Below are 14,977 nucleotides of genomic sequence, written 5' to 3'. Positions count from 1 at the left end.
CTGTCTTTGACCAACAGGCAGCATGAACGATGCTTATAATTTCTAACTATTACTGCTCAGGGGGTTGACTCTTACTATGGCATGTCTTCAATCATGCCTGTCTTTTCCGCTCCCTTTGAAAATGCGAGTATGCCGTAAAGCACAAGGTCAGCAGGCGGTATAAGTAATAAGAGCCCTAACCACTTGCTTTTGCCGCGGTTCTCCGATATGCACATCCAGAGGTATATGTATATTAAAAAATTTGCGAGCGGGATGAACAGAAGGAATATCCACCACCATGGTTTTCCTGCACAGGTAACGATAGTCCAAAGGTTGACAACTGGAATCCATGCTGTCCACGGCGCAGGGATGGCAAGTTTTTTGGCGATAAGGAACAGACAGAGCAGATAATAGACTACCCAAATTGCAACAATTGCAAGTATGACAATTCCGAAACTTGCAAGCATAGCAGTCAACATCTGAGGAGAAACTCCGGGCATTTCCTTCCCGGGTTTCGGGAATGTTGGGAATCCCGCAGGAGGCTGCATTGGTTTTAACGGCTCGACTTTTTGCGGCTCAACTTTCAGTGGCTCTTGTGCAGATGGTTTCTTTTCCGCAGCGGCAGTTGCCGATTTTTCCTTTGCATCTTTTGCAGCTTCAGGTTTTTGAGGCTGCTTTTCCTTTGCTTCAGAGACAGGCGGCTTTTCTGCCTCTTCAGGTTTAGCCTCAGGCGTTTTCTTTATCAGCCCGGCTTTTTCAAGCGAAAAATCAGGGTCAAGCAGGTATGCCTCTTTAAAGTATTCATTAGCCTCTTCAAATTTTCCGAGCTTATAAAGCGAATAGCCAAGCAGGTAATAGCCTGACGGGGTTGGATTCTTTTGCTCCTGCTCTTTTAAAAGCTCAACAGCCTCTTTGAATTTTTTGCTGTTGTAATATTTAAGAGCCTTTGAATATTCTGAGTTTTCCGCTGCAAAGCTTATGTCATATACAGCAGATAAGGCAAAAACCATAAGGACAATAAAAATAAGCTTTTTCATAAGCGTCTCCTTGTTCCATAAGGCATTTTTAAATTATATCCGGCATAAGCAGTTATTCTGCATCATGCCTGTTTCACTGTGTCTCAGTAATAGGATAATCCCAGTTGTAAAATTTTTCAAGCTATTATATTCTGCTTAATCCCCATTCTCTGTCTGTGCAGAGAAGAATCGCTCATTTATATCTTCTCACTCCGAACCCTTTTATCTCAAGGTCAGAAAGTATCTCATCCAGATGCTCCCTGCCTTTTACCTCCACTGTGAATACAACTTTGGTCTTGCCTACAGACAGATCGCCTGCAAGCCTGTCATGGACAACACTCAGCACATTGCCCCTGTGAGACGCTATGACTCCGGTCACGTAATGCAGGCTTCCCGGAATGTCATCAACAACAACCTCAAAGACCCCTATCCTTCCGCTTGATACAAGCCCTTTGTGGATTATCCTGTCGATAAGCGTGAAATCTATGTTGCCGCCACTGACAACAAGGACTATTTTCCTGCCTTTAAATTTATCCTTATTTTCTATCAATGCTGCCAATGGCACTGCGCCTGCTCCTTCAACAACAAGTTTTTTCCGTTCAAGAAAGAGCAGTATTGCCATTGCAATTGAGTCTTCTTTCACGAGGAGCACTTCATCAACATATTTATTCATTATCTCAAATGCCTTTTCTCCTATCCTTCCTACAGCGATTCCATCAGCGAGTGTTGGCGAGGGCAGCTTGTCAGATATTTTTTTGCTCTTGAACGAATCATACGCTGATGTTGCGGATTCTGTCTGGACGCCTATAATCCTTGTTTGTGGGGACAATGCCTTAACAGCAGCAGCTATGCCTGAGATAAGCCCGCCTCCTCCGACAGGAATAATTACAAAATCTATGTCTTTTAAATCCTCTATAATCTCAATGCCGACAGTCCCCTGCCCTGCAATGACCTTTTCATCATCAAAAGCATGTATAAACGTATAATCTTTCTGTGAAAGCGCATGGACTAATGCGTCGCTAAAAGTTTCTCCGTGAAGGACAACCTCTGCTCCATAGCTTTTTGTCGCCTCCTGCTTTACTATGGGAGATGTTACCGGCATGACTATCTTGGCGTGAATTCCGAGGGCATTTGCAGCAAACGCAACACCCTGAGCATGATTGCCCATTGACGCAGTTATCACCTTGCCGCCCTTGATGCCGGTCAGTTTATTGAACGCGCCTCTCACCTTAAAAGATCCTGTCTTCTGAAGGTTTTCCGCCTTAAGATAAACCTCCGCGTCAATAAGTTTGCTGAATGAATTCGAAAAGATTAGAGGAGTCTTGTGGATGAAAGGCTGAATATTCTTAAGGGCACCCTGAAGGTCCTTCAGATTAACCATAGGTAAATTATATCATCAGATTAGGCGCTTGTCTCAAAAAAACATAGCCTGTATTATTAAACATGCGGCGGCTTGGGGTTCATACATAAATAGCAGGCGAACTTTATAAAAGCATTGAAAGGGCGCGTGAACTGCAGGAGGCCGAAGGGATAAAGATAACTGTAGAGCTCATCCATCAGGTCCTTGAGACCCCCAGCGTAAAGGGTGTGCATATCCAGGCCATTGAATGGGAAACCGCAATTGCAGATATCCTCAAGGCGGCGGGGCTTTACCCAAGGCCGGACATCAAGGATGCGTAAAATATCATTCCTCCAAGTCACTCGCCGCTGCGGTTCTGCATCTCATCAATAGACGCGACTTGGGTCACATCATCTCCGTTCTCATCACTGTTTCTGCCGCTAAAATACCAGACATTGCTACAGAACTTACACCATAACCTGGATATGTGGTCTGTCCCGCCTGAAATAGTCCGCTGATTGGAGAATCGTGCGGGAAATATGCCCGGAGATCAGCGGTTGGTGACAATCCGTAGACCGCCCCTTTGTAAAGGTGCATTCTATCCTGAAAATCCTTTGGACCTATCACCCGTTTCACCGCGATATCAAGGTCGTGTATGCGAGAAAGCGCCCTGACCGCAGATATGACTATTCTTTCCTTTTTTTGAGTGTCCCAATCATCCGCTGGAATATTCTGTTGTATGGGGGGAAACACCTCGATGATGCTTCCACCACGAGGCGCCAGCTCCGGCATGGTAACCGTAGGCACTGTGTAAACAGGCCATTTCACATCATCCTCATCTGGCATAAACACTTTGTATTGGTCATCTATCATTGGAAGTATGCTGTTGGAATGGCTGCGCACATCTACAAGGTTTGATAGTCCCAACTGTATGACCAATGCTTTGTGTGACAACGGAGCACTCTGCACCTTTCGTCGCATACCATTTGGTATATCCTCATCATTCAGGAGTGAACTGAAAGTAGCCATACCGCTTGCCGTTGATATTACGGCATCAACCTCAACCAGACCTTGCCCATCAACTTTCAACCCATGAACACGGCCATTCTTGATGATAATTTTGTCCGCCTTCGAATTGAGGAATATTTCACCGCCATTATTCATTAAAGACTGGCTTAGTGCTTCGGGTATTTTTCCCATGCCTCCCTCAGGCAGGTAAAATCCCTCCGTAAGCATAGCAACAAGCCCCAAGATGGATAGAACCGGTGTTTTCTGAGGTGGCATGCCGGAAAAGAGCATCACGCCTGACATTGCAGAACGAACTGCCCCGTCGCTGAAGAGATTATTTATCTCCGAGGCAACTGACCCGCGGAATTTGGGCAGATGACGCCACCCCTTTACAATAAGCCGCGACCATGAGAACGGGTGGCGAAGAATATCGTCTGCAAAGAGACGGCGAACTGGCTCCCACTTTTTCAGCATGCTGTCAAGTTCTTTTTGGAGCTGCCCCTCTTTCGCCTCGCCTTTCCTTCTGATTGTCACTTCAAGCCCGTTGCCGAAAGACACAACGGTGCCGTCTGGTAAAGTCGTCGTCTGCATGGTGATTATTTTCCGTAACGGCAGGAGCGAAGATCGGTCAAGGCCTAATCTCTCAAATACATGCTCCAGGATCCCGGGAAAGGCCAGATACAGGGCGCCATCGTGAAAAGTGTACCCATCAATGTCAGTGTTGGCACAGCAGCCACCCAGCTTATCATTGGCTTCAAAGAGTTTCACCCTCATCCCTTTTTGAGAAAGTAATCCGCCGGCAGATAATCCCGACACACCACCGCCGATAATTGCCACAGTGTTAATTTTGCTCACAGCATTTTCCTCCTTGATTTTTTTCGTTGCAGCCCAACGAAAAAAGTTAACCGAAAGTAATGATAAGTGCGTGTGAGAACTGTTCAATGCCCTGCAATCCTTTGCAGTACCCCGGGCTCAGAACATCCTTACGGTCATCACCTGTGACAGATATGCTTAATTGAAAGCTTTCTTTTTTCCGGTAGCAGGACTTTTCTATCACAAGCATATTTTCTTTACCCTCTCTCCGCGACATATTCGCCTCCTGTCTACTCATACGTCAGTGCTTCCCGGGTCGATACCTTAATTGCCCTGCGCGCCGGAATACGGCTGGCTATCCAGCCGAAAATTAAAGTTGCAATCAGGGTTATCACAAAGCCGATCTTGCTAAATGAATAACGAAGCGCGACTTCCAGCATTAAGTTGCCGAAAAACTTTGAAGCAACAATACTGAGCGGCCACGATAATAACAATCCAAAGAAAATACTGATAACGCTCACTATCATTCCTTCGGCAACAAACAGATTGTAGATGATTTTAGGAGTGGCGCCGATTGCCCTCAGCACGCCAATCTCACGGGTCCTCTCCATGATATTAATGCTCGTGGCCGATGCCATTCCTATGGCGCTGACAACCAGCACCAGCAAGGCAAAGAAAACGATTGTCACGAAAATTATTTTCAAGTGGTCGTAAATAATTTTTACCCGCTCCGCCTGCATCATCACATAGAGAACTTGCAGGTTGGACGGTTCAATCGCCTTCTCTATATCCTTTTTCAGGGCTATTACCTTGTCATAGCTTTTGTCCTTGGCGACAAACATCAAGCTGTTGACATAGTGGTTCGGATTGGCGAAGGCATCATACTGCTCCTGGGCCATATAAATCTTCGGCTTTTCAAGTTCTTCAACGATCCCGACCAGCTTTGCCTTTAATTGGTTCCCCCTGACGCTCAACGTATGATAACTGCCGATTGCCGGATTATCGTAAATCTCTGCCGCCTCATGGTTCATCACTATCTCAGGCTCGGTCGGACCGCTCAGCCAGCGCCCATTGATGGACCTGAAGGCAAGGAGATCACTGTTGTAAGGAAGGGCGATGATTCCTACTCCGGCATCCGTTGAGACGACCATGGATTGCATTCCGCCGCGGCCGCCATTCCATGTTTCTATCCGGCTTATGTTGCCAATGCCGCTAAAATATTTCAGCGCCTCTTCTTTCGGTATCTGGTTGATCAACACCACCTGGACATCATGTTTCATACTGTTGTTCACGTCCGACAGGAGGTCATTGAGGGATTGCTGCACATTGAACCCTGTGCTAAAAATCGCCACGCCGAGGGCCATAGCAGCTACCGTAATCGCAAGACGTTTTTTGCGGCGCATGGTATTCTCGAAGGCCAATACGAGATTTCTCGGAAGCGGCAATTTATCAATGATCCTGGACTTTTTCGCGACCGCGTCCTGTTGAATGCCGTAATCGCTTAACGCTTCGCGGACCGATATCCTCGTCCCTTTTAAAATAGCCGGAAGGGACAGTAAGACCGGCAGCAACAGGCTCGCGGCTATGAGATAAAAATACAAATGATGCGGCAGGGATGTGGTAAGGACTTCGAAATTAAGGACATCCGCCACAAAGTAAGCGTATGCATAGCCAAACTTGACCGCAAGCGGTATTGCAATCACGCCGGATATAACTCCTAAGACCAATACCATCGCCAAATAGATTTGAAAGACTTTGAACTGCGATGCACCGATGGCCTTGAGAATGCCGATTTGCCGTATTTGCTTAGCCAGGATAGCCGCTATTAATTGAGAAACCAGCACAGCGCCCAAAAAAAACGCAAGGAAACCGATGCTCCCCTCCATAAACAGCAGGGTGTTTAACTGCCACTGGTGGGGATGCTCCATAAATTTAGGTATCTTAACTGCATCAACTGCTATACCCAGAGATTTAAAATAATTAACAAGACCGTCTGCGGCAGCCTGAACTTCTTGTTTTGTTTTTACATTCTTAAAACGAATGATCAATCGCTGGTTGGCTGCCTCGCCGGTAATTTCCGAGTACGTCTTTTTATTCACATACGCATAAATCAAGTGGTCTTGTGTGCCCGGCGACTGGGCTGGATCAAAACTGATGCCAGCAACCGGAACATCAACGACCCTGCCGCCTGCACGAACGCGTGCAGGAGAACCGGCCTTCAAATCAGAGAAGCGAAGTCCGTCACGTTCGATTAACATAGCCCCGTCTTCGGGTGTCGTAGTCCCACTGTTGCCTTTTTGGTCAAAAATTCGCGCTAGATTAAAATTATTGAAATCTTCCACGCCGAATAACCACAATGGTATCCAGTCATCCGGGTGCGTCTCGATCCTCAGCGTGGCAAAATCCCTGAATTCAGCCGTCTCAATCTCCGGTCGGTTTTTTAGTGCCGCCAAATCCAGCCGACTAAAATCTTTGGATGTTATGGCAACGTGAAGAGGGTTGATCCTGATAAAGTTTTCATTTAGATCGCGACTCAGGATTGTATACGACACAAGGATGGACCCGACTCCCCAGAGACCGATTATTAAGGCAAAGATGACAAGCACTATGCGGCCCGGATTGACCCGAAAATCGCCGATAACTTTTCTAACTTTCATGTTCATGGGAATAATTCCTTTCAATTTAGCTACGACTGCCGCAATGATAATTACAATGGCTGCATGCATATAAACCTTCCGTTAATTCTTTCTGTCGCTTACAACCGCTCCGTCGCTAAGCGATATGATACGGCTGTATTCAGAATTGGATATGTTTTCGTGTGTCACCACAATGACCGTTTTACCGTTTTTTACCAGATCGGCAAACAGTCTTTGAATGGCCTCGGTGGTCTTGCTGTCTAAATTCCCGGTAGGTTCGTCCGCCACCAGAATCGGCGGGTCATTGGCCAGCGCGCGGGCAATGGCGGCCCGCTGCTGCTCCCCGCCGGACAATGCGGCAGGCAGCTTGTCTGCATGCTGCAAGATGCCTACCTGCGCAAGCAGCGCCTCAGCCCGATTGTTGCGCTCATTCTTTGGAATGCTACCGACGAAGTCCATGGCCAGCAGCAGGTTTTCCCGGATGCTGAGGGTTGGAATAAGCTGAAAGAACTGAAAGACTATGCCGACATTCTCTCCCCGCCACTTTGCCAAGCGGCTTTCGTTCAATGTGTGGACATCGGTGGAATTAATCTTGACGGTTCCCTGGCTGGGATGGTCAATGCCTGTCAACATATTGAGCAGGGTGGATTTGCCACTCCCCGACTTGCCGACAATCGCCACATGCTTCCCCTGTTCGATATGGAGGTCAATGTTCTTCAGAGCGTCAAAGTGGCCTGACGCCGACTCGAACCACCTGGAAACATGATTGAACTGAATAAAATTTGACATATCATTTCTCCTTGATGAATTTATACCCGTAATACGCAGCAAACATGCTCACAACGAAAGTGAGCATCCCCACACCCTCAAAAAAGAAGCTCCCTAATTGAGGAGTCATAAAAAGCTTCGCCAGAAAAGGCGGCAAATATCCGTTGTGCAGGTAATTAAGAAACACTTTGAACACGTGGTTCCAAAAACCGTTGAACAGACCGAACCCGATAATAACCCAGGCATTGAGTAATCCATAGAATACGAGAAAGATCTTGTTGCTCGTACGCCGACACATAATGTTCAAAACGCAAAGAAGAGAGATGAGGATAAACCCGGCAATGAATGCGCGGTGTCCAAACTCATAGGCATGAGTTATGGACGCCAGGATTACCGTAAGCGCAATGCTTAACAAGAACAGCTTGGCAATCGGCGTTGTTTGTTTAGTCTCTTGCAATAAATCAGTCATAATTTATTTCCACCTATTTTAATTTGTTATAATCCATGATAACCTCTTCACTCCATCTGAGAAGCGCTGAAATTGTCATGCGATATTGTTTAATAATCGCCTTGGCTGCAAAAGACAGATTGTCAGATTCTTCTTTTTCATGCTGAGGGATCCATTGATTGAGAGCAGATAATTCATCCCTTAGATTCCTTAGCATTTTTAGGCCATGTTTTTTTTCGACCTTTTCAATGTTCCAGATGAAAGCATTACAATCTAAAAGGAAGGGCGCAAAATGCGATGAGAAACGTTCCATTAAGGCAAGAAACCTTTCCCTCCCCTTTTTATTGATCCTGTAAACAGTTTTTTCAGGCAGACCGCTTTTCTTAACCGCCTCTCCATCTAAAAACCCAGCTGCATAAAGGCGTTTACAACTTTTATATATAGCAGGAGCACTAATTTTCAGAAATCGGCCAATTTGTTTTTCAGTTATAAAGGAAGCGAGCTCATAAGCATTCATCGGCCTGTCTAACAGAAAACCCAGAATGATTAAATCGATTGTTGACATAAATTCCCTCCCTCATGGATATACTATACTGTATATCACTATCCTGTATAGTATGTCAAGTACTATTTTATATCAAAGCGCAATTCAGCTTACTCGATGCTCCTCCTCGATCCATGTTAAAATAAAATAGTTTCGTTTTTAGAGAGGTGTAAGAATGCCGGTTATTGCAAAAACAACTTTACTGCTTATCCTTTCAAATGTGTTCATGACATTTGCGTGGTATGCCCATCTGAAAAACCTTAACAACAAGGCATGGTATATAGCTGCGATGGCAAGCTGGAGCATAGCATCCGTTGAATACCTGCTTCAGGTTCCGGCAAACCGCATAGGATATACTGAGATGAACCTTTCACAGCTTAAGATACTTCAGGAAGTCGTAACACTCTCTGTCTTTATTCCTTTTGCGGTCTTTTACATGGACCAGCCTGTTAAGATGAATTACCTCTGGGCAGGACTCTGCCTTATGGGCGCGGTTTATTTCATATTCAAGGGTTGAAACACTTTTGATGGCATCCATTCCCGTTTACCCGCAAACTGCATATTGCTTTATCTTCTCAGCCCTTCTGCCTTTTATCCCTAAATCCTCAATGCCGAAGATTTTTCTCTCACGCCTTGCCTTTAAAATCCGCGCTACCGACTCAAGCCCGAGTCCGGGGACTCTGAGCAGAGCCTCTTTATCCGCGATGTTGATTTTTATGGGATAAAATTCAGGATGCGTATCTGCCCATATCTGCTTTGGGTCTTTATCAAGACTCAGGTTGCCGCTTTTGTCAAAAACAATATCCTCATTTTTAAAGCCGTACCTGCGAATAAGAAAATCAGTCTGATACAGCCGGTGCTCACGCATGAATATGTTTTGAGTATCTGGAAGCAATCGCTTCTCCCCCGGAATGTCGGGATGCCCCAAGCCTTTCTGATAAGCTGAAAAATAGACACGCTGAAATTTAAGCCGCTTGTAGATGCCGAACATTGATTCTATAATCTCCGAGTCAGGCTCGTCCGATGCTCCGACGATAAACTGGGTGGTGCATTTAACCCTTGAAAACCTCTGAACCTGCATTGTGAGCCTTGCCATGAGCTTTAAGGGGCGGACGATATCATTGATATAATCCTTTTTATCTGAAAGCAGGTCAAAGCGCTTTTTGCCCGGAGCTTCAATATTGAGCGACACTGCGCTTGCGAGTTTCATGGAATCTTCTATGGCGGCATCCGAGGCCCCGGGAATGACTTTCAGATGGATGTAGCCCTTGAAATTATGCTTGTATCTCAGAATGCGCGCAACCGCATTGATCCTGTCCATCGTGTAATCCGGATTACCGATGACACCTGAACTCAAAAACAACCCAAAAACTTTTTTCTTTCTCAAATATTCCATAAAAATATTTGCGACTTCCTCGGGCCGGAGCGTACAGCGACGCACGCTGTTTTCAGACCGCAGGGGGCAATATTTGCAGTCGTTTGAACAGGCGTTGGAAAGAAGGGTCTTCAAAAGTATGGAATAACCGCCATTTGGAAGCGTTACGGGATAGAGCCATTTGCCGTCAAGCCCCCTCCTTCTGCGGTCATCTTTATTGGTTCCGCAAGCGCAGGCGAGGTCATATTGCGAATCATTTGAAAGGATTTTAAGCTTTTCTATCGTGTCCATGCAGAAATACCTGATGGATTATAACATGGATATTTATCCGTCATACAGTGTGGGGAGGCATAGCAAAGGCTTTTCATTCGGGGCTTACTGTTTTCGGATATGAATAGTGAGCTATTGCAAATTATTCTGATTTCTGATATTCTGAAATCAGAATTTGTAGTATAAGGAGGAACTATGGAGACTGTCAAAACAGCAGTGACTGAGATAAAGTCCAGAGGGCAACTGACTATCCCAAAGAAAATAAGAAGCGCAAGCCATCTTGAGGAAGGACAGGTAGTTTCTATAATTCCTGTGGGTGACTCTGTAATAATCACGCCCAAAAGGCTCGAACTCGACGAAGCGAGAAGACAGATTAGAAAGATTATCAAGGCTTCCGGGCTTTCAGAGGAAGCGCTGCTGGCAGGCTTAAAAGAAGAAAGAGAAAAACTTTATAAAGAAACCTATGCCAAGAAAAAGGTTTAAGGTTTTTCTTGATTCAAACGTTATAATTTCAGGCCTTTTCTCGGACAAAGGTTCGCCGCGCATTATCCTTGACATCTTATCTCTTGACCTTCCCCTGCTCTCTGCCGCAACAGGCGAATATAATATTATTGAGATTGAAAGGAATCTCTCTAAAAAAATGCCTAATGTCCTTCCTGTATATAATAAGTATCTTCACATGCTTAACCTCGAGGTCATACCGCTGCCTTCGTATAGAGATATAAAAAACCTGTCCGGGCATATCGCGGACAAGGATGTTCCTGTGCTTGCGTCAGCCATAATGAGTAATTCTGATTTTCTTGTGACAGGAGATAAAAAGGACTTTTCAAAATTAAGGGGCAACTATTCTTTTAAAATCCTTAGCCCGTCAGAGTTCCTTGATATAATTCTTCCTGAGATTCTGGGAGCTTTAGAATCTGATTAATCTTAATACGCACATTTTTCTTGACACAAAAATAAGCGAGGAGTATATTTAAAGCATGTTTTACAATCCGATGACAATTAATAAAGCCGTCCTTAAGAATGCCTGGCACATAGATGCCGTGGCTGAAGGGGAATTCTATTAACTGTTAATCGGACAAAGAGAAAACTTCAAAGGCCACGGAATAAACCCCGTGGCTTTTTTATTTTTGGAGGCAGAAGAAGATAGTTAACAATGGCGTGGCATTTGAGCGGCTTTTTTGCCTGCCTCAATGCAGAATGCATGGACAGGCAAAACCTCGGAGGTCGGAACGACCGAGAATGAGCGAAAATGTTATGCCATTGTCTAAACTTATTACCTTTTTGGGAGGTGCATTATGAGATGGGATGCTGAGAGGTATGACAGTGCACATGGCCCGCAGATAGATGTTGGCAGGGAGCTTATTAAGATGGCTACCGTGCGCGCTGAGGATTCTATACTTGACATCGGCTGCGGAACAGGGAAGCTGACTATTGAGCTTGCACGCCGAACATCCAAGGGATGCGTTATTGGAATTGATCCGTCTGAAGAGATGCTAAAAAGGCACACAGTGTCTCTAAAAACATAAAGTCTCTAAAAACATAAATAACATAAATTTGCTGAAGGTTGCTGCACAGTCCATGAATTTTGCTGAACAGTTTGATCTCGTATTTTCCAACTCGGCATTTCAGTGGATTAAAGAGCAGGAAAAAGTAACAGCGCTCTCGCATAAGGCTCTTAAAAAAGGAGGACGGATTGCTGTCCAATTGCCTGCAAAAGATTTCTGCTGGGCGATGATGGATAATATATACAGCGCCATTTCAGCAAACGGGCTTGAATCGGTGTATTCCAAGATGGAGTCTCCGTGGCGTTTTCCGTTAAAGGAAGAATTCGCAGGCTTTCTTAAGGACTCCGGATTCGGGAATATAAATGTCTTTTACAAAGACTACAAACTTTTATTTGAAAGCATAAACGATGTGCTTGATTGGGGATTGGCTGCGGGCTTAAGGCCGTATCTGGCGCTTCTTTCTGAAAAGAAACAGGCGCGCTTTAAATATGCCTTTGCAATAGGCTTTGAAAATTATAGGACAGAAAAAGGCATTGAGTTTGATTTCAGAAGGCTGTTTGCACTTGCTGAGAAATAATAAAGGAGAAATAACTATGCGTCAGAGCAAAAAAGAGATCAAGGATAAGGCGGTGATAATTGACCTTTTGAGCACCTGCCATGTGGGAAGATTGGGGACAATAGGCAAAGACGGTTATCCGATGGTAAAACCTCTTAACTTTGCATATCATGAGGGAAAAATTTATTTTCACACTGCGAAAGAGGGAGAAAAGATTGATGATATTAAGAAAGATAACAGGGTCTGCTTTGAGGTGGATCTGCCTATAGCCTATGTGAAAGGAACTGCGGCAGACCCCTGCAAGGCTGAATACCTTTATCGAAGCGTGATTATTAAAGGCAGGGCTTCTGTTGTGGAGGACAGGGAAAAGCGAATATTAGGCCTTAAGTGTCTCATGCAGAAATATCAGTCTGAAGGAGGCTACGGAGATTTCCTTGAGGAAAAACTACAAATAACAGGTATTGTCAGTATAGATATTGAGGAGATGGTGGGTAAGGAAGACCTCGGCAAAGATAACTTGAGAGAGGCGGTATTAAAGGCATTGAAGGATAAGGTGCAATTACCGATAGTTCTTGGATAGGAATTATGAATAAAATGAGCAACTTAAAAGATAAAGACATCAGGGTCAAAGTGCTGATAGCATTGCTGTCTGTCTATTTTATCTGGGGTTCAACCTATCTGGGCATTCGTATAGCATTGGAAGGCTTTCCTCCTTTTCTGATGGCTGGTGTGCGATTTCTGGTGACCGGAAGTGGACTTTATCTTTTCCTAAGGATCAGAGGGACTCCAAACCCCGATCGTTCTCAATGGATAGGAGCAACAATTGTTGGAGGTCTTCTGTTATTGGGCGGCAATGGCGGAGTGGTATTTGCTGAGCAGTGGGTGGCATCAGGACTGGCTGCACTGGGAGTAGCTACCGTACCGCTCTGGGCAGTGCTTTTCGCTGGAATCTGGAAACGCTGGCCTGCCAGTCTCGAATGGACCGGACTGTTATTAGGCTTTACTGGGATTATACTTTTAAACTTTGAGGGCGATTTAAGGGCAAGCCCTGCAGGTGCAATAGCCTTGATAATAGCAGCCATATGCTGGGCCTTCGGCTCTGTATGGAGCCGCCATTTGTCTCTTCCGTCAGGACTAATGGCAAGCGCAGTGGAAATGATAGCCGGAGGTGCATTGTTACTCGCAGCAAGTTTTCTTACAGGTGAGAAGATGAACGGATTCCCTGCATGGCGTTCTGTAGGAGCGCTGTTTTACTTGATGATATTCGGTTCACTAATAGGTTTCAGCGCCTATACTTATCTCTTAAGAAAGGCACGACCGGCACTTGCAACCAGTTATGCATATGTTAATCCTGTTATCGCGGTGGGGTTAGGTGTTGTACTTGCAGGGGAACGGATTACAATGGTGGGAATTACAGCAATGTTGATAATTATTGCAGGCGTGGTGCTTGTATTATTTGGCGGAAAGAGAAGTAATTAGGCTAAACAAGAGGAGTGATGGGCATCAATTTCTTTCTTAAGGGTATAATTATTTTCGGGTTTGGCATTATTGCTTTTTTAGGGCTTAAGGGAGCGAGGCTTTTCTAATATTTTTTTTAGAATAAATATTTGAAAGGAAGGTAACTATGTTTAAGCAGAACAAATCAAAGGCGCCCCGGCGGGAGCGCGATGGGCTCATATCTCATATTCTACTTCAACAAGGAGATGTTCCTGGTGATCAACTTGCTATAACCTGGGTTGACGTTCTTCCAGGCTCAAGCCAGAAACTGCATAGCCATGCACCAGAGCAGGTATATGTGATTATCAAGGGAAAGGGACGTATGCAGGTGGGCAGCGAAGAGCAGGATGTAACAGAGGGTGATCTGATTTATATCCCCCCGAATGTGCCTCATGCTATCAAAAACATAACCAATGAAATGTTCAGTTATATTTCAGCATCGACACCTGCCTTTGATATAAAAGAGCTTTACGATAAAAAGGTGATTTAAGACATACAATGAAAGAACGAGATCAATTAGACATAGACCGCATTGCTTTCTTCGGTCGGACATACGCTGAATATATGGACATGTTCGGTCTTGATGAATCACTTCTCAGGAATGGCCGAATATTGGACTGCCCTGCAGGGGCATCGTCGTTCGCAGCAGAAGCACACAAGCTGGGTATTAATGTTACTGCATGCGATATTTTATATGACTTGACTTCTGGTGAACTCATGGAGAAGGGCAAAAATGACTTGCAGCATGTCTTTGAGAAATTTGCTGAGGTATCGCATCTTTACACATGGAAATATTACAAAAACAAAGATGAGGTTATGGCACTGAGAAGTAGGGCTTTAGAAATATTTGCAAATGATTTCCCCGTCGGCTCAAAAGAAGGGCAGTATGTTCAGGCAGAGATGCCACATCTACTTTTTTCCGACAAGACATTTTCGCTTGTGCTTTCAAGTAATTTTTTATTTCTGTATGGCGACAGGCTGGATTTTGATTTTCATATTGCGTGTTTAAAAGAACTTGTGAGAGTAGCCTCTGGAGAAGTAAGGATATTCCCTCTGGCCGGCCTGGATGCAAAGCCGTATCCTTATTTAAATGACGTTCTGGGTTTTCTTCATTCGGAGAGGATAGGTTTTGAAATAAAGAAAGCGCCTTTTGAATTCCAGCGTGGGGGCAATCTGATGCTGAAGCTGTACGCTGATAAACGATGTTTTGCAAAATGAAA

19 protein-coding genes are annotated in these 14,977 nt (G+C 44.9%); 10 read left to right on the top strand and 9 right to left on the bottom strand.

Annotation, left to right across the window (positions count from 1 at the left end; all coding sequences use genetic code 11):
• Positions 1–74 precede the first annotated feature (74 nt).
• The gene (locus tag HY035_09195) at positions 75–1,016 is read right to left on the bottom strand and encodes a tetratricopeptide repeat protein (protein ID MBI3378555.1); all 942 of its coding nucleotides are present in this window, start codon (positions 1,014–1,016) and stop codon (positions 75–77) included.
• 172 nt (positions 1,017–1,188) lie between these two features.
• Positions 1,189–2,376, bottom strand: a complete 1,188-nt coding sequence (locus HY035_09190) for a threonine ammonia-lyase (protein ID MBI3378554.1) — start codon at positions 2,374–2,376, stop codon at positions 1,189–1,191.
• A gap of 89 nt (positions 2,377–2,465) precedes the next feature.
• Here HY035_09190 and HY035_09185 point away from each other — a divergent pair, with 89 nt between their 5' ends.
• The gene (locus tag HY035_09185) at positions 2,466–2,675 is read left to right on the top strand and encodes a methylenetetrahydrofolate reductase (protein MBI3378553.1); all 210 of its coding nucleotides are present in this window, start codon (positions 2,466–2,468) and stop codon (positions 2,673–2,675) included.
• 64 nt (positions 2,676–2,739) lie between these two features.
• Here HY035_09185 and HY035_09180 read toward each other — a convergent pair whose 3' ends face one another.
• From HY035_09180 to HY035_09155, 6 genes are read right to left on the bottom strand one after another with little or no spacing between them, the layout of a single operon-like run.
• Positions 2,740–4,197, bottom strand: coding sequence for an NAD(P)/FAD-dependent oxidoreductase (locus tag HY035_09180; GenBank protein MBI3378552.1), 1,458 nt, complete (start codon positions 4,195–4,197; stop codon positions 2,740–2,742).
• A gap of 46 nt (positions 4,198–4,243) precedes the next feature.
• Positions 4,244–4,432: a hypothetical protein gene (locus tag HY035_09175; GenBank protein MBI3378551.1), complete on the bottom strand. Its 189-nt coding sequence runs from the start codon at positions 4,430–4,432 to the stop codon at positions 4,244–4,246.
• A gap of 13 nt (positions 4,433–4,445) precedes the next feature.
• Positions 4,446–6,881 (bottom strand): ABC transporter permease, encoded by a 2,436-nt coding sequence (locus tag HY035_09170; GenBank protein MBI3378550.1) that lies wholly within the window; start codon positions 6,879–6,881, stop codon positions 4,446–4,448.
• Between the two features lie 12 nt (positions 6,882–6,893).
• Positions 6,894–7,580 carry an ABC transporter ATP-binding protein gene (locus tag HY035_09165; protein ID MBI3378549.1) on the bottom strand — a complete coding sequence of 229 codons (687 nt, stop codon included), beginning with the start codon at positions 7,578–7,580 and terminating at the stop codon, positions 6,894–6,896.
• A 1-nt stretch (position 7,581) separates the two neighbouring features.
• Entirely contained in the window at positions 7,582–8,028 is a 447-nt protein-coding gene (locus HY035_09160; protein ID MBI3378548.1) for a hypothetical protein, read from the bottom strand.
• 13 nt (positions 8,029–8,041) lie between these two features.
• Positions 8,042–8,572, bottom strand: a complete 531-nt coding sequence (locus tag HY035_09155) for a PadR family transcriptional regulator (GenBank protein MBI3378547.1) — start codon at positions 8,570–8,572, stop codon at positions 8,042–8,044.
• Between the two features lie 154 nt (positions 8,573–8,726).
• Here HY035_09155 and HY035_09150 point away from each other — a divergent pair, with 154 nt between their 5' ends.
• Positions 8,727–9,068 (top strand): DMT family protein, encoded by a 342-nt coding sequence (locus HY035_09150; protein ID MBI3378546.1) that lies wholly within the window; start codon positions 8,727–8,729, stop codon positions 9,066–9,068.
• 27 nt (positions 9,069–9,095) lie between these two features.
• On the opposite strand, the gene HY035_09145 is transcribed toward HY035_09150, so the two are convergent.
• Positions 9,096–10,217, bottom strand: coding sequence for a radical SAM protein (locus tag HY035_09145; protein MBI3378545.1), 1,122 nt, complete (start codon positions 10,215–10,217; stop codon positions 9,096–9,098).
• A gap of 174 nt (positions 10,218–10,391) precedes the next feature.
• Here HY035_09145 and HY035_09140 point away from each other — a divergent pair, with 174 nt between their 5' ends.
• The 8 genes from HY035_09140 to HY035_09105 all read left to right on the top strand — a co-directional run bounded on the left by HY035_09140 (position 10,392) and on the right by HY035_09105 (position 14,975).
• On the top strand, positions 10,392–10,679 hold the full coding sequence (locus tag HY035_09140) for an AbrB/MazE/SpoVT family DNA-binding domain-containing protein (protein ID MBI3378544.1): 288 nt from the start codon (positions 10,392–10,394) through the stop codon (positions 10,677–10,679).
• On the top strand, positions 10,660–11,121 hold the full coding sequence (locus HY035_09135; protein ID MBI3378543.1) for a putative toxin-antitoxin system toxin component, PIN family: 462 nt from the start codon (positions 10,660–10,662) through the stop codon (positions 11,119–11,121). The genes HY035_09140 and HY035_09135 overlap by 20 nt, the downstream gene beginning before the upstream one ends.
• A gap of 373 nt (positions 11,122–11,494) precedes the next feature.
• Positions 11,495–11,725, top strand: coding sequence for a methyltransferase domain-containing protein (locus HY035_09130; GenBank protein MBI3378542.1), 231 nt, complete (start codon positions 11,495–11,497; stop codon positions 11,723–11,725).
• Positions 11,726–11,753: 28 nt separating this feature from the next.
• The gene (locus HY035_09125) at positions 11,754–12,281 is read left to right on the top strand and encodes a methyltransferase domain-containing protein (GenBank protein ID MBI3378541.1); all 528 of its coding nucleotides are present in this window, start codon (positions 11,754–11,756) and stop codon (positions 12,279–12,281) included.
• A gap of 16 nt (positions 12,282–12,297) precedes the next feature.
• Complete coding sequence (locus HY035_09120) at positions 12,298–12,840, top strand: pyridoxamine 5'-phosphate oxidase family protein (GenBank protein ID MBI3378540.1); 543 nt, start codon at positions 12,298–12,300, stop codon at positions 12,838–12,840.
• A 14-nt stretch (positions 12,841–12,854) separates the two neighbouring features.
• Positions 12,855–13,739, top strand: a complete 885-nt coding sequence (gene yedA / locus HY035_09115) for a drug/metabolite exporter YedA (protein ID MBI3378539.1) — start codon at positions 12,855–12,857, stop codon at positions 13,737–13,739.
• A 145-nt stretch (positions 13,740–13,884) separates the two neighbouring features.
• Positions 13,885–14,247, top strand: coding sequence for a cupin domain-containing protein (locus HY035_09110; protein ID MBI3378538.1), 363 nt, complete (start codon positions 13,885–13,887; stop codon positions 14,245–14,247).
• Positions 14,248–14,255: 8 nt separating this feature from the next.
• A complete protein-coding gene (locus tag HY035_09105) occupies positions 14,256–14,975 on the top strand; it encodes a class I SAM-dependent methyltransferase (GenBank protein MBI3378537.1) in 720 nt (239 codons plus the stop codon).
• Positions 14,976–14,977: the final 2 nt, after the last annotated feature.

Source organism: Nitrospirota bacterium (genome assembly GCA_016195565.1).
Classification (GTDB): domain Bacteria; phylum Nitrospirota; class Thermodesulfovibrionia; order Thermodesulfovibrionales; family UBA1546; genus UBA1546.
Note: the sequence above shows the minus strand (reverse complement) of the source record. Positions and strands in the feature narration are given on the sequence as shown.

Bases quoted from the DNA above. Each gene is read 5' to 3' on its own strand.
- HY035_09195 (MBI3378555.1), bottom strand. From the start codon at position 1,016: ATGAAAAAGCTTATTTTTATTGTCCTTATGGTTTTTGCCTTATCTGCT.
- HY035_09190 (MBI3378554.1), bottom strand. From the start codon at position 2,376: ATGGTTAATCTGAAGGACCTTCAGGGTGCCCTTAAGAATATTCAGCCT.
- HY035_09175 (MBI3378551.1), bottom strand. From the start codon at position 4,432: ATGTCGCGGAGAGAGGGTAAAGAAAATATGCTTGTGATAGAAAAGTCC.
- HY035_09170 (MBI3378550.1), bottom strand. From the start codon at position 6,881: ATGCATGCAGCCATTGTAATTATCATTGCGGCAGTCGTAGCTAAATTG.
- HY035_09165 (MBI3378549.1), bottom strand. From the start codon at position 7,580: ATGTCAAATTTTATTCAGTTCAATCATGTTTCCAGGTGGTTCGAGTCG.
- HY035_09160 (MBI3378548.1), bottom strand. From the start codon at position 8,028: ATGACTGATTTATTGCAAGAGACTAAACAAACAACGCCGATTGCCAAG.
- HY035_09155 (MBI3378547.1), bottom strand. From the start codon at position 8,572: ATGTCAACAATCGATTTAATCATTCTGGGTTTTCTGTTAGACAGGCCG.
- HY035_09150 (MBI3378546.1), top strand. From the start codon at position 8,727: ATGCCGGTTATTGCAAAAACAACTTTACTGCTTATCCTTTCAAATGTG.
- HY035_09145 (MBI3378545.1), bottom strand. From the start codon at position 10,217: ATGGACACGATAGAAAAGCTTAAAATCCTTTCAAATGATTCGCAATAT.
- HY035_09140 (MBI3378544.1), top strand. From the start codon at position 10,392: ATGGAGACTGTCAAAACAGCAGTGACTGAGATAAAGTCCAGAGGGCAA.
- HY035_09135 (MBI3378543.1), top strand. From the start codon at position 10,660: ATGCCAAGAAAAAGGTTTAAGGTTTTTCTTGATTCAAACGTTATAATT.
- HY035_09130 (MBI3378542.1), top strand. From the start codon at position 11,495: ATGAGATGGGATGCTGAGAGGTATGACAGTGCACATGGCCCGCAGATA.
- HY035_09120 (MBI3378540.1), top strand. From the start codon at position 12,298: ATGCGTCAGAGCAAAAAAGAGATCAAGGATAAGGCGGTGATAATTGAC.
- yedA (MBI3378539.1), top strand. From the start codon at position 12,855: ATGAGCAACTTAAAAGATAAAGACATCAGGGTCAAAGTGCTGATAGCA.
- HY035_09110 (MBI3378538.1), top strand. From the start codon at position 13,885: ATGTTTAAGCAGAACAAATCAAAGGCGCCCCGGCGGGAGCGCGATGGG.
- HY035_09105 (MBI3378537.1), top strand. From the start codon at position 14,256: ATGAAAGAACGAGATCAATTAGACATAGACCGCATTGCTTTCTTCGGT.